The 22,964-nt window shown below is 48.0% G+C and carries 20 protein-coding genes and 8 tRNA genes; 3 read left to right on the plus strand and 25 right to left on the minus strand.

Annotated features, from left to right (window positions below; translation table 11 throughout):
- Positions 1 to 71: 71 nt before the first annotated feature.
- The gene (locus IEX62_RS21220; RefSeq protein WP_188778039.1) at positions 72 to 1,382 is read left to right on the plus strand and encodes an HlyD family secretion protein; all 1,311 of its coding nucleotides are present in this window, start codon (positions 72 to 74) and stop codon (positions 1,380 to 1,382) included.
- Positions 1,366 to 2,634 carry an ABC transporter permease gene (locus IEX62_RS21225; protein ID WP_188778041.1) on the plus strand — a complete coding sequence of 423 codons (1,269 nt, stop codon included), beginning with the start codon at positions 1,366 to 1,368 and terminating at the stop codon, positions 2,632 to 2,634. Before IEX62_RS21220 ends, IEX62_RS21225 begins: the two co-directional genes overlap by 17 nt.
- A gap of 229 nt (positions 2,635 to 2,863) precedes the next feature.
- Here IEX62_RS21225 and IEX62_RS21230 read toward each other — a convergent pair whose 3' ends face one another.
- Entirely contained in the window at positions 2,864 to 3,277 is a 414-nt protein-coding gene (locus IEX62_RS21230; protein ID WP_188778043.1) for a MerR family transcriptional regulator, read from the minus strand.
- 178 nt (positions 3,278 to 3,455) lie between these two features.
- Between IEX62_RS21230 and IEX62_RS21235 the strand changes: the two genes are divergently transcribed.
- Positions 3,456 to 4,307, plus strand: a complete 852-nt coding sequence (locus IEX62_RS21235) for an aldo/keto reductase (protein WP_188778045.1) — start codon at positions 3,456 to 3,458, stop codon at positions 4,305 to 4,307.
- A gap of 206 nt (positions 4,308 to 4,513) precedes the next feature.
- Here IEX62_RS21235 and hisJ read toward each other — a convergent pair whose 3' ends face one another.
- The 24 genes from hisJ to IEX62_RS21355 form a co-directional block, all read right to left on the minus strand.
- Complete coding sequence (hisJ, locus tag IEX62_RS21240; RefSeq protein ID WP_188778047.1) at positions 4,514 to 5,338, minus strand: histidinol-phosphatase HisJ; 825 nt, start codon at positions 5,336 to 5,338, stop codon at positions 4,514 to 4,516.
- A 78-nt stretch (positions 5,339 to 5,416) separates the two neighbouring features.
- Positions 5,417 to 6,178: a bifunctional phosphoribosyl-AMP cyclohydrolase/phosphoribosyl-ATP diphosphatase HisIE gene (hisIE, locus tag IEX62_RS21245; RefSeq protein WP_188778049.1), complete on the minus strand. Its 762-nt coding sequence runs from the start codon at positions 6,176 to 6,178 to the stop codon at positions 5,417 to 5,419.
- A complete protein-coding gene (gene hisF / locus IEX62_RS21250) occupies positions 6,178 to 6,936 on the minus strand; it encodes an imidazole glycerol phosphate synthase subunit HisF (protein WP_188778051.1) in 759 nt (252 codons plus the stop codon). The genes hisIE and hisF overlap by 1 nt, the downstream gene beginning before the upstream one ends.
- A 27-nt stretch (positions 6,937 to 6,963) precedes the next feature.
- Positions 6,964 to 7,695, minus strand: coding sequence for a 1-(5-phosphoribosyl)-5-[(5-phosphoribosylamino)methylideneamino]imidazole-4-carboxamide isomerase (hisA, locus tag IEX62_RS21255; protein WP_188778054.1), 732 nt, complete (start codon positions 7,693 to 7,695; stop codon positions 6,964 to 6,966).
- 252 nt (positions 7,696 to 7,947) lie between these two features.
- Positions 7,948 to 8,577, minus strand: coding sequence for an imidazole glycerol phosphate synthase subunit HisH (gene hisH / locus IEX62_RS21260; protein ID WP_188778056.1), 630 nt, complete (start codon positions 8,575 to 8,577; stop codon positions 7,948 to 7,950).
- A gap of 3 nt (positions 8,578 to 8,580) precedes the next feature.
- The gene (gene hisB / locus IEX62_RS21265) at positions 8,581 to 9,186 is read right to left on the minus strand and encodes an imidazoleglycerol-phosphate dehydratase HisB (RefSeq protein ID WP_188778058.1); all 606 of its coding nucleotides are present in this window, start codon (positions 9,184 to 9,186) and stop codon (positions 8,581 to 8,583) included.
- A gap of 89 nt (positions 9,187 to 9,275) precedes the next feature.
- The gene (hisD, locus tag IEX62_RS21270) at positions 9,276 to 10,562 is read right to left on the minus strand and encodes a histidinol dehydrogenase (RefSeq protein ID WP_188778060.1); all 1,287 of its coding nucleotides are present in this window, start codon (positions 10,560 to 10,562) and stop codon (positions 9,276 to 9,278) included.
- A 142-nt stretch (positions 10,563 to 10,704) separates the two neighbouring features.
- On the minus strand, positions 10,705 to 11,340 hold the full coding sequence (hisG, locus tag IEX62_RS21275; RefSeq protein WP_188778062.1) for an ATP phosphoribosyltransferase: 636 nt from the start codon (positions 11,338 to 11,340) through the stop codon (positions 10,705 to 10,707).
- Positions 11,341 to 11,403: 63 nt separating this feature from the next.
- Positions 11,404 to 12,588 carry an ATP phosphoribosyltransferase regulatory subunit gene (locus IEX62_RS21280; protein WP_188778065.1) on the minus strand — a complete coding sequence of 395 codons (1,185 nt, stop codon included), beginning with the start codon at positions 12,586 to 12,588 and terminating at the stop codon, positions 11,404 to 11,406.
- Positions 12,589 to 13,210: 622 nt separating this feature from the next.
- The gene (locus IEX62_RS21285; RefSeq protein ID WP_188778067.1) at positions 13,211 to 14,419 is read right to left on the minus strand and encodes an acyltransferase; all 1,209 of its coding nucleotides are present in this window, start codon (positions 14,417 to 14,419) and stop codon (positions 13,211 to 13,213) included.
- Between the two features lie 219 nt (positions 14,420 to 14,638).
- Complete coding sequence (locus tag IEX62_RS21290) at positions 14,639 to 15,157, minus strand: acyltransferase (protein WP_188778069.1); 519 nt, start codon at positions 15,155 to 15,157, stop codon at positions 14,639 to 14,641.
- Positions 15,154 to 15,795, minus strand: coding sequence for a pyrophosphatase PpaX (gene ppaX / locus IEX62_RS21295; protein WP_188778071.1), 642 nt, complete (start codon positions 15,793 to 15,795; stop codon positions 15,154 to 15,156). The genes IEX62_RS21290 and ppaX overlap by 4 nt, the downstream gene beginning before the upstream one ends.
- A gap of 6 nt (positions 15,796 to 15,801) precedes the next feature.
- The gene (gene lgt, locus IEX62_RS21300; RefSeq protein WP_188778073.1) at positions 15,802 to 16,830 is read right to left on the minus strand and encodes a prolipoprotein diacylglyceryl transferase; all 1,029 of its coding nucleotides are present in this window, start codon (positions 16,828 to 16,830) and stop codon (positions 15,802 to 15,804) included.
- Positions 16,831 to 16,844: 14 nt separating this feature from the next.
- On the minus strand, positions 16,845 to 17,783 hold the full coding sequence (hprK, locus tag IEX62_RS21305) for an HPr(Ser) kinase/phosphatase (protein ID WP_188778075.1): 939 nt from the start codon (positions 17,781 to 17,783) through the stop codon (positions 16,845 to 16,847).
- 464 nt (positions 17,784 to 18,247) lie between these two features.
- Positions 18,248 to 19,384: an ABC transporter ATP-binding protein gene (locus tag IEX62_RS21310; RefSeq protein ID WP_188778077.1), complete on the minus strand. Its 1,137-nt coding sequence runs from the start codon at positions 19,382 to 19,384 to the stop codon at positions 18,248 to 18,250.
- 364 nt (positions 19,385 to 19,748) lie between these two features.
- The gene (locus tag IEX62_RS24120; protein ID WP_373289178.1) at positions 19,749 to 21,386 is read right to left on the minus strand and encodes a PucR family transcriptional regulator; all 1,638 of its coding nucleotides are present in this window, start codon (positions 21,384 to 21,386) and stop codon (positions 19,749 to 19,751) included.
- Positions 21,387 to 22,065: 679 nt separating this feature from the next.
- Positions 22,066 to 22,138, minus strand: a tRNA-Lys gene (locus tag IEX62_RS21320).
- Positions 22,139 to 22,148: 10 nt separating this feature from the next.
- Positions 22,149 to 22,233, minus strand: a tRNA-Tyr gene (locus tag IEX62_RS21325).
- A gap of 11 nt (positions 22,234 to 22,244) precedes the next feature.
- Positions 22,245 to 22,317, minus strand: a tRNA-Phe gene (locus IEX62_RS21330).
- Positions 22,318 to 22,372: 55 nt separating this feature from the next.
- Positions 22,373 to 22,448 (minus strand) — tRNA-Asp (locus IEX62_RS21335).
- Positions 22,449 to 22,458: 10 nt separating this feature from the next.
- Positions 22,459 to 22,534: transfer RNA gene (locus IEX62_RS21340), tRNA-Thr, on the minus strand.
- Between the two features lie 6 nt (positions 22,535 to 22,540).
- Positions 22,541 to 22,616, minus strand: a tRNA-Val gene (locus IEX62_RS21345).
- Between the two features lie 9 nt (positions 22,617 to 22,625).
- A tRNA-Met gene (locus IEX62_RS21350) sits at positions 22,626 to 22,702 on the minus strand.
- Between the two features lie 53 nt (positions 22,703 to 22,755).
- Positions 22,756 to 22,847 (minus strand) — tRNA-Ser (locus IEX62_RS21355).
- Positions 22,848 to 22,964 lie beyond the last annotated feature (117 nt).

Here is a 22,964-nt window from a genome sequence, read left to right on the forward strand (position 1 = left end):
GCCAGCTAACGTCTTCAATTTTAGCTTACATTTTATATTAGATTTCCATAAAGACAGGAGAGCAAACCAAAGTGAAAATCGTAAAATTAATTCCCATCATCGTTCTAATTGTTGCGCTGGGCGTAGGAGGAACACTGCTAGCTATGCACGGTAAGGACGCTGTTTCGATGGCTGCTATGAAAAAGGAAGGCGTGCTGACCATTGATACGGTCAACAGCTCCTTTGAAGGGCAATCCGGTAAAGTGACCTCCGTTAAGGTCAAGGAAGAAGACCATGTGAAAAAAGGACAGGTGCTCATGACACTGGATACGCAGGATATCGATCTGCAAATTCAGAACGTTAAAGAGCAAATGTCCCAGCTCGATGTACAGATCAGCCAGGCGCAAAGCGAGCTGACCAGTCAATCGCACAAGCTGGCTCAACAAAAAGCAAGCGCACAGCTGAGCGTACAGGCTGCACAGGTAGCCGAGCAAAAGGTTCTGACTGGCGCACGTCCTGAGGATATTCAAAGTCAGGAAATCGCGGTCGATTCTGCCAAAAAATCGGTAGAAGTGGCGAACAATGGCGTAAATGCCGCACAGACAGCAGTCGCTACTGCACAGCAAAATGTCGATTATGCACAAACCAGCTATGACCGTGCCAAATCCCTGTTTGACAATGGACTGGGAACACAGGCAAGTCTGGATACTGCACAAAACGCACTGAACACCGCGCAAAAGCAATTGCAAAGCACACAGGATCAGCTGGTCAGTGCTCAAAAGCAGGTTGAAGTGGCTGGTAATCAGGTACGCGCGCAGGAAACCGCGCTGGAAAAGCTACAAAACGGCGCGACCGCTGAGGATCGTCAGGCTGCACATGTTCAGGTAGAGCAAGCACAACAAGCCCTGAAGCAAATTGATCAGGGTCAAGAGGATATCCAAAACGGTCAATACAATATCGAGCTACTCAAAAAGCAAAAGCAATCGCTGCAAATCAGCATGGACAATCTGCTTGTTCAAAAGAACCGCCGCGTGCTGGTTGCATCGGCTGACGGTAAAGTGACCCGTGTCGTACCAAAAGCAGGCGAAAACGTCTCTGCCGGCACACCGGTCGTAATGATCGAAACAGGCAAGCTGTACTATGATCTGTACGTAGGCGAAGAAAATATTAAGAGCTTCCAGGCTGGCGCGAAAGTGGATACCAATATCGTATCGCTGGGCAAAAACGTCCAAGGTACCGTGCGTTACATCACTTCTGCACCACAATATGCTGCACTGCGTATGAGCCGTGAAAAAGGACAGGCAGATACGACTTCATTTATCGTGCGTGTCGATGTGAACCGTACATCTGACCTGCTGCCGGGAATGACGGTGGAGGTTCCGACCAATGAAAGCAATAATTGATGAATTCAAACTGATTCTGCAAGGTAAGTTTATCTGGATCATGCTCATTGCGCCGCTCATTATCTCTGCGGCGTTCGGCTACGTATTTAAAAACAACCAGCTAAACGAGGCACCGGTCGCTGTGGTCGATATGGATCACAGCGCCTACAGCCAGCAATTGATCGAAAAGCTCGATGCTGACCAGTATATCGATGTTAAATACATCACCTACAACTACATGGAGCCGAACAGCTTCCTGTACAATGAAGAATATTTCGGTGTGATCTACCTGCCAGCAGGTCTGGAAAAAGCCCACACGCAGGGCGGGCAGACGAATATCGGCTTGTATGTTGATACAGCGCTCGCTACAGCAACTACCTATCTGCGTAATGGTGTGACCGAGGTGATCAATGCGGAGAATGCAACAACCGCCGCAGGCAAGCTGGTCGCGATGGGCGTTAGCTCTGCACAGGCAACTAACTTTACGACAGGGCTGAGCTTGCAGACCCGTCTGCTGTACAACCCGACGAATAATACGCTGATGAGCTCGGTTATCGGCTTCGTTAATACGGTATTCCTGTCCATTCTGGGTGGGGCTACATTGACGATTGTTCCGCGTCTACGCGAGCAGGGTCTGCTGGCAGAGGCATTACGTCGTCCACTCAGCCTTGTACTGCGTGTGGTGCCGTATGCGATCATCGCTACCGTTTCTATGTATGTCGTCATGGGCTGTCTGAAGCAGGTGGGCGGACTTCGCTTTGAGGCGAATGTGTTCCAGCTGTGGATTCCATTCCTGATGTATACCGTCTCGCTGTCTCTGCTCTGTATGCTGGTAGGCTGGAGCGCGAGTAGCCCGGCCAAAGCGGCTGGACGGATCACGATGATCCTGCTGCCATCGTTTATTTTAAGTGGTGCGCAGATTCCAGTTGCCCTGCTGCCACCGATTTTGCAAAATGTCAGCCATGTGCTGCCACTGTCCTGGCATTTCAAATTCCTTCGTGGACTGGGCTTCCGTGGTGGCGATCTGCACTACTTTGGACAGGAGCTGGGCGGCTTCCTGATTCTAATCACCAGCTTCCTCGTTGTGATCTTCCTGCTCATGCTGAACGAAATGCGTAAAATTCGCAAAGCCGAGCGTGATGGGGATATGCATACCGATTCGGTGGACACAACGACCCAGGTGATTACTACAGAAACAACAAGCTCTGCATCTGCTCCAATCAAGGTGAGCCTGAAGAAGAATGGCTCAGGTACACCGAAAGAAGTTCAATAATGAAGCATATCAAGCGCTGATTCGAGTTCAAAATTATATTCTATTTTAGAGTGTTAGAATATGACCATTCGAGCTTTCATTAGCCCGACCTAGAAAAAGCTATCTAATAGAAAAAAACAACACGCGGTGTAATGGGATCATTTTCCTTATACCGCGTGTTGTTTTGTTTATACCGATCTATAGTATAGAAATTCCAGAGCATACTCAGATGCTAAGCAGGGTTGGGATGTTAAGCATTTTGCTTTATTTTACTCCAATTGCCCGGGTTCGTCGTATCCGGACGACGACGCTCCAAAATCTCCTGATAATGCATCGTCTTCTCTTCCAAATAAGCTACACGCTTCCTTGCCGCTTCAAGCTGAGCCTGCGCCGCATCCTTGTATTGTAGCATCAGCTCACAGCGCTGGGGCAACGTGTCATCCCCTTGCAGACATAGATCAACATAGTGCTTGATCACTTCAATCGGCATACCGGATTGTTTCAGACATTGGATGCCAAACAGCCAGTTGATCGAGTCCTCATCAAATAGCCGAATATTATTGGCATCGCGCTGCACGCTTGGTACCAACCCTTTATCCGTATAAAAACGGACGGCATGCGGCGTAAGTCCTGTCATCATCGCAGCTTCTTTCACAGTGTACATCGGTAACCCACCTCCATAAAATAGGTAAACCAAACCGCTTGACTTCGTGTAGCACGAAGGCGCTAGGCTTATTGTAATGCAAATACGGCACAAACAGAATCCTGATTTTGAGTGCTACTCAGGCAGACTAGCTGGCCATTTGCAAATACTTGAAGTAGATCAAACAGGAGGCATGAACATGCAAACAATAACATTAAATAATGGAATTCGTATGCCGATTATCGGTTTTGGGGTATATCAGATTCCAGATGCAGACGAATGTGAGCAGGCTGTATATGATGCCCTTATGGCAGGCTATCGTCTGATCGATACCGCTTCAGGCTATTTGAATGAAGAAGCGGTTGGGCGGGCGATTCGGCGTAGTGGAATCCCACGCGAGCAATTGTTTATTACAACGAAGCTATGGATTCAAGATGCAGGCTATGAGAGTGCCAAGCATTCCTTTGCCAGATCACTGCAAAAGCTACAGCTCGATTATCTTGATCTGTATCTAATTCATCAGCCGTTTGGCGATTATTATGGAGCATGGCGGGCGATGGAAGAGCTGTACCATGAAGGCAAGATCAAAGCGATCGGTGTGAGTAATTTTCTGCCGGATCGTCTGATGGATCTGATTATTCATAATAAAGTGGTGCCTGCTGTGAATCAGATTGAGACGCATCCTTTTTACCAGCAGACAGAAAGTGCCGCTTTTATGCGCACACAGGGAGTGCAACATCAGTCATGGAGTCCATTTGCAGAGGGGCGGAACGATCTTTTCCACAATGAGGTACTGATGAAGATTGGTCAGCAGTATAATAAGTCCGTCGCGCAGGTGGTGCTCCGCTGGATGGTACAGCATGATATTGTTGTGATTCCCAAGTCAGTACGCAAGGAACGTATCGCTGAGAATATTGATATTTTTGATTTTGAACTAAGTAAGCAGGACATGGAGCAGATTGCGGCACTGGATACAGGAAAAAGCTTATTTTTATCCTATCATGATCCTGAAGTGGCGAAAATGCTTGGAACATTGCGAGTGAATCTATAACGTTCTGAATCTGGGTGTACTGCTCTACATCAATTGAAAGCTATAGGGCATATCTATAGTGGTTCTCGTTGCATTTTCCGTTAACTATCATCCACTTCACGTTAAATAACCTCAAGGACTCGTGCTGAGATAGGCTCTCTGCCGCGATCCTTGAGGTTATTCCTTGTCATGATTCACCAGATTATGATTTAACAGTACAATAAGCGTTATCCGTTCAACGGCACCATCTGACGCTGACGTTCCTTGAACGTCGCAATCTGCTCCACTCCAAGCTCGGTCAGCAGCGCGCGCGCCTGATCCAGACCATCGCTCAGCTTGAGCGGATCATGCGCATCCGAGCCTAACGTCAGCGGAATACCGAGCGCAATCGCCTGTTCCACGATCCGACGCGCGGGGAAGATCTCCGCACAGGCTTTGTATAGCCCGGACGAATTCAGCTCCATCGTCATGCCAGCCTGCTGTACAGCTCGTAGTGCCGCATCCTCCAGCGCTTCACGCTCAGCATCCTGCTCGGCAGGTGGTACATAGCCAAAGCGCTTGATCACATCCAGATGCCCGGCAATATCGTAAAATCCAGTCGCTGCTGCCTTTTGCATCGCATCATAATACTGACGATACACATCCAGCACCTCACGACCATTCCAGCCATCGGTCTGGCGATAATCGGAAATGTCCCACTCGCCGAGAAAATGCACCGAACCGATCACATAATCAAAAGGATACTGCGTGATGATCCGCTCAATCGTCTCTTCATAGCCCTCGATATAATCGGCTTCCAGTCCAACCCGGATATCGATGCGATCGCTATACTTTTGCTTGAGATGCAGGCATTCCTCCACATAGCGAGGTAGCTCCTCCATCGGCATCGCCATCTCTGGGTAGTAGGTTGCCGGATCAACGTGAATGAGTGGCAAATGATCCGACAAGCCCAGTTGATCCAGACCAATTTCTATGCCACGCTGTACATATTCCTCCAGCTCACCTACCGCATGACCACAGCGCACATGATGAGTATGATAATCGACTCGCATACGGCTCGCTCCTTCGTGTTCATGGTAGCCATGATGCTACCTTTTACAAAATATCGCTCTTACAACTATAAGACTCCATTAGTCCTTACGCGGACGCTCATGACGACGATCCAGTTCAGCCAGCACATCATCCAGTGGCAGCTTGCGCTCCTGTAGCAGCACGAGCAGGTGATAGATCAGATCGCTCACTTCATAGCGCAGCTCATCATTGTCACCATTTTTGGCTGCAATGATCGTTTCGGCCGTTTCCTCGCCGACTTTTTTTAGAATCTTATCGATTCCTTTTTCAAATAAATACGTTGTGTATGCACCTTCTGGACGCTCTACATCACGCTCCGCAATCATTTGCTCTAGCTCGGCTAGAATAGCAAAACGATCTGTCGATGCCGCGGATGATGCTTGGTTGTCGGAAGATTCAAAGGTTGGCTTATTATCCACTTCATTCACCTCATTATAAAAGCAGCTTATTCGTCCCGTATGGCAGGCAGGCCCATTCGCCTCTACCCCTACGAGCAGTGTGTCTCCATCACAATCATAATACAGCGACGTAATGCGCTGGGTATTGCCGGATGTACCGCCCTTATGCCAGAACTCCTGGCGCGAACGGCTCCAGAACCATGTATCGCCCGACTCTAGCGAGCGACGCAGTGATTCCTCGTTCATATAGGCCATCATCAGCACAAGTCGGCTGGACGCATCCTGTACGATAGCAGGTACGAGTCCATCGCGATCCCATTTGATCGCTGCGACTAGCTCATCCCACGAATGAGATTGATGAAGGATTTCCTTTTGAAAGGTTGTATAATCGTTCGTTCCATTATAATCGTTGGCTTGAGTCATTAGCGAATCTCCACCCCTCCCGAGCGCAGCTCGGTTTTCAGCGCTGGAATCGAGATTTCCTTATAGTGAAAAATGGTCGCTGCCAGTCCGGCATCAGCTCCCGTTTGCTCGAACACATCCAGGAAATGCTCCGGCAAGCCTGCTCCACCGGAAGCGATCACCGGAATACGTACTGCCTCGCATACCGCACGCGTGAGCGGCAGATCGAAGCCATCCTTGGTGCCGTCTGCATCCATACTCGTCAGCAAAATCTCACCTGCACCGCGTTGCTCGACTTCTTTGACCCAATCCAGCGCCTTGATACCGGTCGATTTGCGTCCGCCATGCGTGTATACTTCCCACTCGCCCCATTCTTCATTAAAACGCGCATCGATCGCCACGACGATACATTGCGCGCCAAAGCGCTGCGAGCCCTCATTGATCAGCTGTGGATTCACGACTGCTGCCGTATTGATCCCGATCTTGTCGGCACCTGCACGCAGAATCTTTTTCATATCGTCTACAGAGGAGATGCCTCCGCCGACAGTAAATGGAATCGAGATTTCCTCAGCAGTACGCCGTACGACCTCAACCATCGTTTCGCGCCCTTCCACTGATGCCGAAATATCGAGAAATACTAACTCATCCGCACCCTCGCGGTCATAGATCGCTGCCAGCTCTACCGGATCACCGGCATCGCGCAGATTCACGAAGTTCACGCCTTTGACCACGCGTCCTTCCTTCACATCCAGACACGGAATAATTCGCTTTGCAAGCATGAATGCTCCTCCTCTCCTGCCCGATGATTAGCGCACCTTGAGTAGCGCGTCCTGTAGATCAATTTTACCTGTATAGATTGCTTTGCCTACAATGGCGCCGCTAATGCCCTCGGCTTGACGCTCTGCCAGACGGATCAGATCATCTAGCACGGTTACGCCGCCCGATGCGATCACGCCTTTACCAGATGCTTTAGCAATCGAAGCAATCGCTTCAATATTCGGCCCCTGCATCATGCCATCACGCGAAATATCGGTAAAAATAAATGTCTCTGCACCCTTAGTAGCCAGCTCCTTGGCAAGCTCCTCGGCCTTCACCTCGGACGTTTCCAGCCAGCCGCGCGTAGCTACATATCCATTGCGCGCATCGATACCGATTGCTACACGGTCACCGTAGGTGCCCAGTACCGCTTCGGTAAATGCACGATCCTCAATGGCTGCTGTGCCAAGGATGACACGACTTACACCGAGACCGATCAATTGCTCTACATCAGCAAGCGTACGCAGTCCACCGCCGAGCTGAACAGGCACCTGCACACTGCTAGCAATACGTCCGATCAGCTCGTGATTGACCGGATGCCCTGCTTTGGCTCCATCCAGATCGACCAGATGCACAAATTGTGCGCCCTGCTCCACAAAGCCCTTTGCGACCGCTAATGGATCATCGTTATAGACAGTTTCCTGATTATAATCACCCTGGATCAGACGCACACAGCGACCACCACGGATATCAATTGCCGGATAGATTGTAAACGAAGACAATGTGCTTCCCCCTTATATATGCGGAACGGATATGCTGCTATCCCTGACCGCTTCAAATGCGAGCTTTCATCCTGATGATGACATCGTATGGACTTTATACTGAACAGCTATTATTCTCCATAGAGCAAAAAATTACATGCAATATAAAAAGCTTACGTGCGATATTTGAACGCTAGATTTCGAAAAAAGTATCCAAATACCGATCCATGTTATCCATCACTTCACTATTTTATTTATTACTTTAACGTTTTTTTACTTTACTCGTTCGCCTACACAGAGAGCGAGGAAATTACGCAGCAGCAGCTTGCCCAGCTCACCGCTCTTCTCCGGGTGGAACTGCATACCGTACACATTATTGCGCCCGACAATTGCCGTCACCTGCTGACCGCCATACTCTGTCACCGCGATCAGATCGTCCTGCTGAGCCGGCAATACATGATATGAATGTACAAAGTACGCATGACCGGCATACAGATCACGTACCAGCGCATGGTCTGGCTGCTTGTACTCCAGCTGGTTCCAGCCCATATGCGGCACCTTGTAATCACCCTCAGCAAAGCGTACAACACGACCTGGTAAAATATCCAGCCCCTGATGGATACCGTATTCCTCGCCTTCGGTAAACAACAGCTGCATTCCGAGGCAAATGCCGAGCAGCGGCTTCCCACTATCGGCCACCTCATGCACGATATGATCCATACCACCTTCGCGAATATGGTTCATCGCATCACCAAAGGCGCCCACACCTGGCAAAATCACACCTTCTGCCGCTAGAATCTCTTCGCGATCCCCTGTGATCGTGTAATCATAGCCAAGACGCTCAATCGCCTTGCTGACACTGTGCAGATTGCCAATGCCATAGTCTACAATTGCAATCGCCATACTTTACAGCACCCCCTTCGTCGAAGGTACTCCTGTCACACGCGGATCGATCGACGTTGCTTCATCAATGGCACGTCCCAGTGCCTTGAAGACCGCTTCGATCATATGGTGTGTATTTTTGCCGTAATGCACGATCACATGGAGCGTAATACGTGCTTCCAGTGCCAGCTTCCACAGGAACTCATGCACCAGTTCTACCTGAAAGCTCCCTACCTGCGAGGATGGATATTCTGCACGGTACTCAAAGTGCGGACGGTTACTCACATCGATCACAACCTGAGCGAGCGCCTCATCCATCGGAATGAACACATTCGCATAGCGCTTAATGCCGCGCTTGTCGCCGAGCGCTTCACGCAGCGTTTGTCCCAGGCAGATACCGATATCCTCTACCGTGTGGTGATCATCGATCTCGATATCCCCCTGCGCCTTCACACTCAGATCAAAATGCCCGTGCTTGGTGAACAGATCCAGCATATGATTCAGAAACGGCACATCTGTCTCGATCTCTGCCTGTCCTGTACCATCCACCTGCAAAGCGAGCTGGATATTCGTTTCGTTCGTTTTGCGGCTAATCTCCGCGCGGCGTACTTGTTCATTTTCCGTTGTCATAAGGCTACTCCCCCAGCTTGTTTATAATAAGTGTCCCAATCGGACGTAGATTCGCTTCTATAGATATATAGAGAATGTCTATTTATTCGTTAGTTGCCTTCCTGCTCCAGACGAATCTCGATCGCACGTGCATGACCTTCCAGCCCTTCATGACGCGCCAGCTCCATAATCGTCCCTCCATTAGCAAGCAACGCTTCCTTGCTGTAGTAGATCATGCTTGATTTTTTAATAAAATCATCCACATCTACCGGTGATGAGAAGCGTGCTGTTCCGTTGGTTGGAATGATATGGTTCGGGCCAGCAAAATAATCACCGACCGGTTCCGAGCTATAAGGCCCGAGGAAAATGGCGCCGGCATTTTCGATTCGACCGAGAATATTCATCGGCTGCTTAACCATAATTTCCAGATGCTCAGGCGCCAATCGGTTCACAACCGCGATGCCTTCATCCAGTGTATCGGTCAAAATGACCGCACCATAGCTTTCTACCGAAGCCGCTGCAATCTCGCGCCGTGGTAAAGTCTCCAGCTGACGCTGTACCTCCACAGACACCTTATCTGCCAGCTCACGCGAATCAGTCACCAGAATGGCTGACGCCATCTCATCATGCTCTGCCTGTGACAGTAGATCCGCAGCCACATAGGCTGGATTAGCCTGCTCATCCGCAAGCACTACGATCTCACTTGGGCCAGCGATACTGTCGATATCGACGATGCCGTACACCTCACGCTTGGCAAGCGCGACATAGATATTACCAGGACCACAGATTTTATCTACAGGCTCAATCGTTTCGGTTCCATAGGCGAGTGCAGCGATCGCCTGCGCCCCACCAATGCGGTATATTTCGGTAACGCCCGCTTCCGCAGCAGTTACGAGAATATACGGATCGATCCCTTCACGTCCGCCTGTAGCAGGCGGCGTAACCATCACAATCTCCGGTACCCCTGCCACCTGTGCAGGAATGACATTCATCAGTACAGAGGAAGGATAAGCCGCTTTTCCACCGGGTACATACACGCCTACTCGCTTGAGTGGTCGAATGATCTGACCAAGCAGACTGCCATCTGGCTGTAGATCCATCCACGAATTACGCTTTTGCTTCTGATGGAACTGGCGAATATTATGTGCCGCCTGTGTAATCGCCTCGATAAAAGAAGGCTCGACATGCGCATAGGCAGCTTGAAGCTCTTCATCCGTAACACGAAGGCGCTCAGTCGTCAGCTCGGTACGATCGAACTGCGCAGTATAACGCAGCAGAGCGAGATCGCCTTCATTTTTAATATCCTGAACAATTTGCTTTACAGCGGCATTTTGCTCTGGCGAGCCGTACTCCACCTCACGGCGCAGATCAAAATCCTGTGCAGCTACGATTTTCAAGCTAATCTCTCCTTTACTCCATCCGCTCTATAATGATACTGCTCTACATGGATATGGATCAGTCATTTCGTATAGGGTGTAGCATATAGCTGTAATCTTTAATTTGTAACCTGTGATCTGTCATGCAGTGGAACTCGTCCATTTATAACGAAGGCTGTACAATGACCTTTTGCAGGGTATCACACAGCTGCTGAATTTCTTCGTTTTTCATCCGGTAGCTAACCCGATTCGCAATCAGGCGACTCGTAATACCGAACAATTCCTCCAGCTCCACGAGTCCATTTTCACGTAGCGTTTGACCCGTTTCCACCATATCGACGATACGATCTGCGAGACCGATCATAGGTGCTAGCTCGATCGAGCCGTTCAGCTTGATCACTTCCACCTGCTGTCCGCGCTCGCGGAAATATTGTGAAGCCACATTCGGATATTTGGTCGCCACGCGCTGCTGAATGCCGGGCTCCCAGTCCGGTAAAGCAATAACCGACATGCGGCATCGTGCAATACCGAGATCCAGTAGCTCGTACACGTCACGGTTTTCTTCCATTAATACATCCTTACCAACGATACCGATATCCGCTACACCGTGCTCGACATAGATCGGTACATCAACCGGCTTGGCGAGAATGAACTCCATTCCAAGCTCAGGCAGCTCTACGATCAGCTTACGTGATTCGTCGACATCTGTAGGAATTGGAATCCCTGCTTCACGGAATAGCTCGGCTGCTTTTTTATAAATACGCCCTTTGGGCATAGCTACTTTTAAAATCTGGCTCATCAGGTACGCATCTCCCTGTTCTAATTTTTGCCTGATGGCATGATGGTCTACAGGCTGGCTCCCTTAGCCCAGCACTGGCTTGCCGCCAGTAAAACGAATAATCTCTCGATAGCCGATACGCGCTGCTTCAGCCTCATCAAGGGCAGCTCCGTATTCGGTAACAACCATATGCCCTTCCCCGCGAAGCTGCGCCGCTCTAACAAATGCTTCATGTCGACTGGACTCATCATATACGATCAATACAGGCTGCGGCTGCTCCGGTACAGGCAATTGTACGCCGTCCAGAATACGATTGGTTTTGAGTGCAAAGCCCGTCGCTGCCAGCGGACGCCCAAACTGTGCTAGCAGATTATCATAACGACCACCGCTGCATACCGGGAAGCCCAGTTCAGCTGCATAGCCCTCGAACACCATGCCTGTATAGTAGGAAAAATTACCGATCATCGTCAGATCGATCATCACATAGTCCGACATGCCGTACGCTTCCAGCACCTCCCACACCTTGCACAGATGACGAATCGCATCGGCAGCCTGCGGGTTACTGCTAATCTCTAATGCCTGCTCACAGATATCCTGTGCGCCGCGTAGTCGAAGCAGGCCTTCCAGCTCCTGACGCTGCTCTGCGGATAGCTTGAAGCTTGTCAGCTGCTCACGGAAACCAACAAAATCACGATTCAGCAAGCGATCCTTGAGTGCCTCCTGCTTGTCCGGCTGCTCCGGTAACGCTTCATCCAGCAGGCCGCTCAAGAAGCCAACATGACCGAGTGAAATCTGAAAATTTTGTACGCCTGCTGCCTGTAGAGAAGCAATCGCCAGCGCAATAACCTCTGCATCACCCTCTGGTGAATCTACACCGACCAGCTCGGCACCGGTCTGGAAAAACTCTGCTTCTCGTCCAGCTTCCTCTTCAATCGAGCGGAACACATTCGCATGATACGCCAGGCGTACAGGCAATGTCTCCTGTTGCAGCAAAGAACCCATCACGCGCGCGATCGGAGTCGTCATATCTGAGCGCAGCACCATCGTGGTTCCACGATTGTTGAGCATTTTATATAGCTTGCTATCGGAGGTGGAGCTTGCCACACCTACCGTATCGTAATATTCAAGAGTTGGAGTAATAATCTGCCGATATCCCCAGCGAGACATACAATCAATAACATTGCGTTCGATATAACGCAGCTTGGACACGACGTGCGGCAAATAATCACGCACCCCAATCGGCTTTTCAAATCCTTTCGGCTTGGACAAGACGTTCACCTCTGACTGGATTATAAATTTCACGGTATAGATTAATCATTGTTTTATATTTTAACACATTAAAGTGGTGCTTTGCTAATAAAGTAAAGGATATTTGATATCTTATCATAATCCGCCCAGCATCGTCAATTCAGTTGGGATTGGCATGATCCGGTGGGAAATGAAAAGAAATAAACAGCTCTCGTCGCCATCACTACCTTTATTGTTACCCGTTATTCCCCTCTACTACATTCGCCTTCCAACGCCTGGAATCCTGTTCAGCTCTATAGCGTCCCACACACAGCATCGACCACTTTGCACTTTGCACTCTGCACTCTGCACTCTGCACTCTGCACTCTGCACTCTGCACTCTGCACTCTGCACTCTGCACTCTGCACTCTGCACTCTGCACTCTGCACAAGTGATGATCTCGAACACCGCCCTATACAAACAAGCCCCGATATTCCATCATCAGAATATCAGGGCTTGCCTGAGCTACTACCTCCCGTAGCTACTTATATCATTATTCATTATCGATTACAGCGTACTTCATTTGTTGTTTCAACAAATATGTACACACGTACACGTCTTATTTTGCCCTTTCCATCCTGCTGCCACAGCGGAAAGAGACAATCTAAGGCATCGTACGTTGAACCACTTTCGGCTGGCGGCGCTGTTTACGTTGCAATTTCCGTTTGCGGTGTCGTCCAGATAGCGAGTATGGAATGCTGCCCAGCAATACCCATGAAGACGAAAAGCGACGGAACAGAAACTGTACCAGTAATGCAGACAGAACAAGCGCCAGTATCAGACCACTGTAGATCCATATAAAGTAAGCCAGTGGGCCCAGCGTGAACCATGACTTGGTATCGCGATAATACGCTAAAATGAACGGATGCACTAAATAAATCGCAAACGACAACTCACCCAGTCGCCGCAGCACAGCCAAAATCACTTTCGGTGCAATACGATTCACAATAAATGCCGCCTGGAACAGTACAAGTGACGATAACATCGTATACACATTCCACAACAGCTCATACCAGAGCGAATCAAACCAGTGATCCGTCATCCGTGAATCATACCAGATTTGGACATAGAGTAGCCCTGTAGCCAGCCAGCTTATCCATAATACAGCCGTAACGAGCTTCAGATTCCCATTCATATCCTTCCAGCGTGTCATGACCCATTGTCGGAATGGCTTAAAATAGATCGCTACAAACGCACCCAGCATATAATAAGCAAAATATGAAAAAGCAATACTGCCCTTATTTGCATACTGAAATTCATACTTGTTCCAGAATACCCATGCCCACTGCACAGCCAGACCGATCACAATCGCCCAGCGTGCCATCCAGCGCTGATTTTTCAGCAGCACGAGCATTAACGGGAACAAAATATAAAATTGAACACTAATAAATACAAAATAAAGATGCGTCCATGCAGTACCACTAAATATCGCATCCACATAGTCACGCAATAGTAATAGGATAGGCTCACCCAGTAGCCCACGCGTATATAACTTATAAAATAAATACAATGCCGAGATCAAGATATACGGCAACAAAATATACAGAATCCGCTTTTTATAAAAGCTCGAAATCAGCTTGCCTGTTAATGGGCGATCAAAATAATTATAAAACAGCACAAAGCTGCTTAAAAAAATAAAAGCAGGTGTACCATACTTGAACATTAAATTCAGAAAATTAAACACATAATAAATAGACGTATCTACAGCATCAATCGTCGCATCCGATGTAGCATGCACATGCAATACGCCAATGATCGCTAACGCACGAAAAAAATCAAGCTGTGGCAGCCGCTCCTTTTGTAGTCGATCCACTATCCAAACATCCCCTTACATCTATAATGGCACAACCGATCACTACCCTATCTTCCCGAGGCTTGTCCCTTCCCATAGAGAGCAGATGCAACTTGTACCATAATAATGTCAGTCCGACATGCTACTGGCTGAAGAATTCGATTCTCCAGCCAGTGATGCCGATAGTCGATATACGCTATATCTATATTATGCTTTATTACCCACACGTAATCACTCTGACTACTTTTCTTCATAATCTGGTTGCTTGATAACTACAGCGTCAGCGAGCACGCGCAGTGGATTCCCACCGACAAAGCTCCCTGCCGCTACATCCTTGTGCACAACCGAGCCTGCGGCAACGACCGCTCCATCCCCAATCGTGATCCCTGGCAAAATTGTACAATTGGCGCCAACCATAACCTCATCACCGATAATGACATCGCCAAGCCGATATTCTCGGATCAAATACTCATGTGCCAGAATCGTCGTATTGTAGCCAATGACCGAGTTTTTCCCGATTCGTATCCGTTCCGGGAAAAATACGTCCACCATCACCATCAGCCCAAATGCCGTATCTGCTCCGACTTCCATACGTAGCAGATATCGATACATCCAATTTTTCAAACCAAGGATCGGACAGTATCGAGCAAGCTGAATGATGATAAAGTTGCGTACACCCTTCCACGGACTGACTGTGCTGTAGATTTGCCGCAATGCATTACGCTTGCCTTTGACGGGATAGCGCTCCAGCTTTCTCATCGATCAACCGGATCAGCGAGCACCAGATTATACAGATCGCTCATACGATGAATGACAAACGTAGGCTCATACTTGGACAGCTCCTGCTCCCCCTTGAGTGACCAGGCTACCGCTGCCGACTGCACACCTGCTGCTGTCGCTGACTTTAGATCAGCCGGGCTATCGCCGACCATAAGCGTACGCTCAGGTGCTGAGCCAAGCGCTTCCAGTGCTTTGCGAATCGGCTCGGCATCGGGCTTCGGATGCTCCACGTCATCCAGTGTCACAATCACCTGCATATACTGATCCAGATCAAACAGACCGAGTACACGGGTAGTCGTCGCACGAATTTTCGTGGTAACCACGCCCATCTTGATCCCTTGAGCTTGCAGACGAGCAAGCACCTCACTCACCTCTGGAAAAGGTGCCACCATCTCATCATGATGCAACGAATTATATTCGCGATACGCCTTCACCAGCGGCGCTACATCCTCCTGACCGGAGAAGGTGCGCAGCTGCTGCTCCAACGTTGTTCCCATATGCGGGATAATCTCTTCACGTGTGAGCGAATGATTCATCACATGCATAAAAGAAGCGATGATCAGCTCATTCGTATCCACGATCGTTCCATCCAGATCGAACAAAATCGTATCTATCATCCTTCACTACTCCTTACGTTCCACCTGAGGCTTTTCCGAATGCTCCGCTTCCGTTTTCGCAGCGCCATGATGAGGAGCTGTATGATCATGATGATCAGGGACAGGCTCACTGCTGGCTACACGCGTAGAAACAATCGGATCGCTATAATGCTCCAGATTCTTTTTCGTTTTGCGACGAATGATAATGAATACAATCGCCACAATGATCAGCACCAGCGATAACAGCTGAGACACACGAATATTGCCATAACCCGGCTCAATCGCACCCTGCTGGAATCCAAACCAGGTCATTGGCGACCACAGACCATTCACAAGCGAAACGAGCCATGCTGGGCCATCAAAGGTCAGACTATCCGTACGCAGTGCTTCAATAAAGAATCGACCGATACCGTACCAGATAAAATACCCCATAAAAATCTCACCGGCACGTACAAAATGGCGACGACGGAAAAACATCAGCACCAGTATACCGACCAGATTCCATACCGATTCATATAAGAACGTTGGATGATGATACACACCATTTACATTCATCTGGTTTACGATAAAGTCTGGCAGATGCAGATTACCACGCAGGAATGCCTCGTCGGTTGGGCCACCATACGCTTCCTGGTTTACAAAGTTACCCCAGCGTCCGATCGCTTGACCGATCAGCAATCCCGGCCCACAAATATCCGCGATACGCCAGAAGTTATACCCTTTGTAACGTGTGTAGATGACCGCACAAATGATCGCGCCGATCAGCGCGCCATAAATGGCAATACCACCTTGCCAGATTTTGAACACATCTACCCAGTGATCCTTATAATCCGGCCAACGAAATGCTACATAATAAATACGTGCTGCGATAATCGCCGACGGTACACCGAACAGGAGCAGATCCATAAAGAACTCCTGCGGAATCCCATAACGTCGTCCCTCGCGAATAATAAGCAGCAAGCCCATTAACGCACCCAGGCCTAAAATCAAGCCGTACCAGTGAACCTCAAGCGGCCCAATCGAAAAAGCGATCGGATTAATTAACGATGTCCCCATTGCTTACCCTCTCCTTAATCCATTTCATCGAGATCTTCAGCGATAGTCTCGGTCAACTTATGCGTGAATTGGAGAGCGGCATTGTAACCCATCCGCTTGAGACGGAAATTCATCGCTGCTACTTCAATGATAACGGCCAGGTTTCGACCTGGACGTACAGGAATCGTTACGAGAGGCACATCCGTATCAATAATCTTCGTTGTTTCCTCATCCAGACCAATGCGATCATATTGCTTATCCTGCTGCCATGCTTCCAGACGCACAACAAGCGTAATTCGCTTATTGTTACGAATCGCACCAGCACCGAATAGCGTCATTACGTTAATAATACCAACGCCACGAATTTCCAGCAGATGACGAATCAGTTCAGGTGCTGTACCGTGCAGCTGGTTGTCCGATGTTTGACGGATTTCAACCGCATCATCCGCAATCAGACGATGTCCACGTTTGACAAGCTCTAGAGCGGTTTCACTTTTACCGATACCACTGCTACCTGTGATCAGCATCCCTACACCATAGATATCCACCAGAACGCCGTGAATCGTTGCTGTAGGCGCAAGCTTCTTCTCCAGGAAGTTGGTGATGCGGCTGGATAGAATCGTTGTAGACAGATTACTACGCAGTACAGGCAATCCGTGCAGATCGCTTGCTTCAATCAGTTCTTCCGGTACATCCAATCCTCGTGTAACGACAATACATGGCGTTTCTTCATTACATATCTTGCCCATACGCTCTGCCTTCTCCTCATGCGTAAGCATCTGGAAAAACGCAAGCTCGGTACGGCCAAGAATCTGTACACGCTCTGTCGGGTAATACTCAAAATAACCTGCCATCTCCAGACCGGGACGGTTCAGATCATCTACGGTAATGTTTCGTTTTAATCCAAGTCCCCCGGATACTACTTCAAGTTGGAACATTTGTACTAATTCCGAAACTTTAACATGTTTGGCCATTCTGTTCTTCCTTTCCCTGAGTAGGTCACTTGTCTTGATCGGGTAAGTCTGAATTGCTATACATATTGCTCCCAATGTACCCATGGTAATGGAATACGTCTATAAAATCAATTATAACGCCTGTATCGCACCCGAAAGAAACCTACTGGGATCCGAAGATCGAATATTGTCCCTCCAAAACATGCTGAGTATACCCAAAAGATAGCTGCCCGCTGCCCCAGCATATGGATTCACATGCTAATGAGTAGCTTATTCAATTGACATAGAACGACGCCCTTATGCAAGCGAGCGGACTCCACTCTCACTGTATTAAACGAGCCGAGTTGTCACACTATCCATGTGTTACTTATCCTTAGCTTATCGCAATAACATGTCGTCTTTATGAACAAGCGCGTATTCAAATATCAAAAAAGCCTGCTGCTCTGGCACACGGCCAGATACAGCAGGCTTTAAATACAAATCGATTATACAGTTGCAGGCTCTACGTAGAACAGGTTATCTTCCGATGCTGGATCGAAGATATGAACTTTGTTCATGTCGATTGCCATCGTTACTGTAGCGTTGTCGCGTGTAGTGGAGCGACCGTCTACACGTGCGATAACTGTATCAGAGCTGATACCGCTCAGGTACAGCAGTGTTTCGTGACCAAGGTTCTCAGAAACGTCCACTTTTGCAGTGAATACACTGTTCGGAGAAGCTTCCAGGAATACTGGCTCTTCGTGGATATCCTCAGGACGAACACCCAGAATAACCTCTTTACCATTGTAACCCTGATCCTTCAGCACCTGTGCTTTACCGCCAGGCAGGTTAAGCTCCAGACCTGTTGCGGAGAATACAGTACCGCCGTTTTTCTCGGACAGTGTACCACGGATAAAGTTCATTGTAGGGGAACCGATAAAGCCCGCTACGAACATATTACGTGGGTGGTTGTACAGCTCTTCTGGAGAAGCTGCTTGTTGAATGATGCCATCTTTCATAACAACGATACGATCGCCCATTGTCATCGCTTCGATCTGATCGTGCGTTACGTAGATAACAGTCGTTTGCAGACGTTTAGCCAGTTTTGTGATTTCCGCACGCATCTGACCACGCAGTTTTGCATCCAAGTTGGACAGCGGCTCATCCATCAGGAAGACTTGTGGATCACGGACAATCGCACGACCGAGGGCAACACGCTGACGCTGACCACCGGAAAGTGCTTTTGGTTTACGATCCAGCAAATGCTCGATGTCGAGGATCTTCGCTGCTTCACGTACACGCTTGTCGATCTCGTCCTTTTTCACTTTACGCAGTTTCAGACCAAACGCCATATTGGAGTATACATCCATGTGTGGATACAGGGCGTAGGATTGGAATACCATCGCGATATCGCGGTCTTTTGGAGCTACGTCATTTACGACGCGATCGCCAATGTACAGTTTACCTTCGGAGATTTCTTCCAGACCTGCGATCATACGCAGTGTTGTAGATTTACCACAACCGGATGGACCTACCAGAACCAGAAACTCTTTATCTTTAATGTCGAGGTTGACATCAACTACTGTTGCTTTGTCGGAACCCGGATATTTTTTGAAAATATGCTCTAAGCGTACACCTGCCATAATCAAAAACCTCCCTGAATATAAATGTGGTTTGCTTCATTCATCACGGTAAAGCACCTATGCCCTGGGACAATCATCCTTGTCATCTGATTGCTCCGGTTGCCCATTTCGCTACCGATTATGTACCTGCTCATTCAAAGAGGAATGATAGGAAGCTTGCAAGCAGATGCCGCAGACAGAATCACCGGCTTCATTCGATATATCCAAAACCTGTAAATTAAGCCATCAGATAGCCTAATTGGGGAGTCGGATCAATATCCTCAAACAGCACGATTTGCACCGTTTTGTAACCGGTTTCTTGATCTGGTTCTATCTTACCCTAATCTGCTTGCGAACTCTATCGACAAACTATACAAAAAAAGTTTTAGCTTTTTGTTACTTTATACAATAGCAGTGTCAGACGCATAAGTACCGCGTCTTCAAATCGCCGTACATCCAGCTGTGTATCCTGCTTAATCCGATCCAATCGGTATAGTAACGTATTACGGTGAATGTACAATTGCTTTGCCGTCTCACTCACATTACAATCCATTTTGAAAAAAGTCTCCAGTGTAGCCACTGTCTCGTCATCATCAAATAACTGCGAGTACCGATCAGCCGCCTCCACAAAGCGCAGACGCTCATCCTCGGGGATACGATACAACAGACTTTCCAGACGCAGCTCCCATGGTAAGTGAATATGCTCAGTTACATGGAAGAGTCGTCCCAGATGAATCGTCTCACGTAGCTGGCTCACCATCTGTGCCAATCCATGCAGAGGATGTAGCGGCAAGCCTACACTAATATGGAAGCTCCCAACCCATTCACTCGCAACAAGCTCATGTAGCCCCAGCGCAAAGGCAGTCAGCAAATCCTCCTCTGTATCCTCTCCCTCGCCCGCACCATCCCAGCCCTCACGAGCAGATTCGCGCGCTTCCTTACTTCCGTGACCGTTATTGGAGCGTGAGGCTTTACTACCTTTTTCTTCTATAGAAGATGATCGTGATTTAGTCGAAGATATAGATTGCTTTTCCAAAGTTTCCTCATCCTCAATTAGCCCATGATTAGCTAGAATTAGCCATTCATTTTCTTGCAATGGAATAAGCAATACCGTTCGGTCAAAATAACTGGATAACAGCGTACCCAGCTGTTTCGGATGAAGTGTCCCCGATGGTAAACTATCCGCTACCATCACAAAGGGAACCATCGCCCTGTTCAGTCGCCGCCGAATCGCCAGCTCCTCTGGTATCTCTACAGATAAACTACGCAAGCTAAGCTGCCGCACAAGCCATTGTCCCAGCTCCCTTGCTTCCTGCTCCGGCCCAGACACAGGAGCAGCAACAACAATCGGCTGCATGCCGGTTACGGATGGCAACAGCAATTCCAACAGCTGATACAGCCGATGAAGCTCCGAAAGCTCTATTTCTCCAATCGCATCAGGTAGCCCACCATCGTTAGCATTCTCTTTTTTATTTAAAGATTGATCACTACATTCATCGCTAGATGGGTCACTAGACTCCTGCGTAGAAGTTTTGGAAGCTTCGCTATTAATTGAGGATTCCACTAAAGGGATAGAGGGTTCCCACACCACCACTCTACCGTTTCCTTGCCATACCGGAATCATTACTCGCTCGTTCGTTGAAGTAGGAGCTCCAGTTCGCTTGCTTTGCGAAGAAATGATCTTTTCGTCTCGTGACTTCTCATACTCCTTGTTCTCATACTCCTTATATGAGGCTTTCTCATACGCTGTTAATTGATTTGTCGCTTCTTCATTTAGATCCACACTCTCATATTGTTGAAAGGCATTATTCTGCTTATAACCATGCTTGGAATTAACTTCATAACTCTGTGCCCAGTTTGGATTTATCTGCTCTTCTTCAGTATTTGTCACATGTCTGGATACATCCTCAATATGACTCACCGTGTAGATGCTCTCCCACTCTTCTTCACTCATATGATGTTCACGGATCTTAATTCCCATAATCTGCTCAATACGCTGGCGCAGCTCGTTAATATCCATCATACATATCCTTTCACTTACCAAATTCGATAGTCGCTTTACTCATTGCTTTTTCTCCATACTCTTACCGATTGTTACTGATATCTTGTATTGTTAATCTGTTGATCTTGATCCATTGTCTCCATGACTGCTTTATGAATGTACTAGAATTCTTTTCTACACTGCTCGTATGCTATACACTATTCTTTATAATTATCAACTTATGCATGTCTTATATCTTATTAACTTATACATATCGAAATGTTTAAAAACACTACTTCATAAAGTGATACATTTCTTATTTTATGAGTTTCTTCATTATAATACTAACACTCTCACATACCTCATTCAAAAGGTAAACTGCTATTAAACTACCATGACTAATCTGTTATTCCTATCATTTCAATTTAATAAGTTATATTAAGATATATTCTAACTATATAAATTGGACTCAATACTATATTTTTTAGCGATACAACTTCCTTGCGACTTTCGTAATATAACCTTAATCTACAGTTGCTTTTTGCTTACTTCACTCATCCACAGACAATATGGATCAATAAGATAAGATTTTTATATACTTCCTATTGATCATCAAAAGTACCTCAAAACATTAAAAGTAACAGTTAAATTGACGATCAAATCATCTAGATAACTATAACAAAAAAAGCACCCTGCCCTAAGGCAAGATGCTTTTATGTGATGAGCCATGAAGGACTCGAACCTTCGACACCCTGATTAAAAGTCAGGTGCTCTACCAACTGAGCTAATGGCTCATAAAAAAACTGGTGGAGGCTGATGGATTCGAACCACCGAACTCGGAGAGAACAGATTTACAGTCTGCTGCGTTTGGCCACTTCGCTAAGCCTCCACAATAAAAGATGGCTCGGGACGGAATCGAACCGCCGACACGAGGATTTTCAGTCCTCTGCTCTACCGACTGAGCTACCGAGCCATACAGCATATTTGATTAATATAACGTATGATACATTCATTGCACTAATCAAAAATGGCGGAACCGACGGGATTTGAACCCGCGATCTCCTGCGTGACAGGCAGGCATGTTAACCCCTACACCACGGTTCCAGGATAAAAATGGTGCCGGCGAGAGGATTTGAACCCCCGACCTACTGATTACAAGTCAGTTGCTCTACCAACTGAGCTACACCGGCACATTATGGTGGAGACTGACGGGATCGAACCGCCGACCCTCTGCTTGTAAGGCAGATGCTCTCCCAGCTGAGCTAAGTCTCCAGGTATTTATGGTAGCGGCGGAGGGGATCGAACCCCCGACCTCACGGGTATGAACCGTACGCTCTAGCCAGCTGAGCTACACCGCCATAATAAAATGATTTATATAACTGTAGGTTCAAACCGAAAAGCAAGGTTCTAGTGGCGGAGAGAGAGGGATTCGAACCCTCGCACCGCTTACGCAGTCTAACCCCTTAGCAGAGGGTCCCCTTATAGCCACTTGGGTATCTCTCCAAGAAAACTTTACAAAGTTGTTCCCTGAAAACTGAATCCGAAACGAATCATCGCGATTTTAGAAGTTAGGATAAGCCCTCGACCGATTAGTATTGGTCAGCTCCATGCATTGCTGCA

The sequence above is a fragment of the Paenibacillus hunanensis genome (assembly GCF_014645615.1).
GTDB classification, from domain to species: Bacteria; Bacillota; Bacilli; order Paenibacillales; family Paenibacillaceae; genus Saccharibacillus; species Saccharibacillus hunanensis.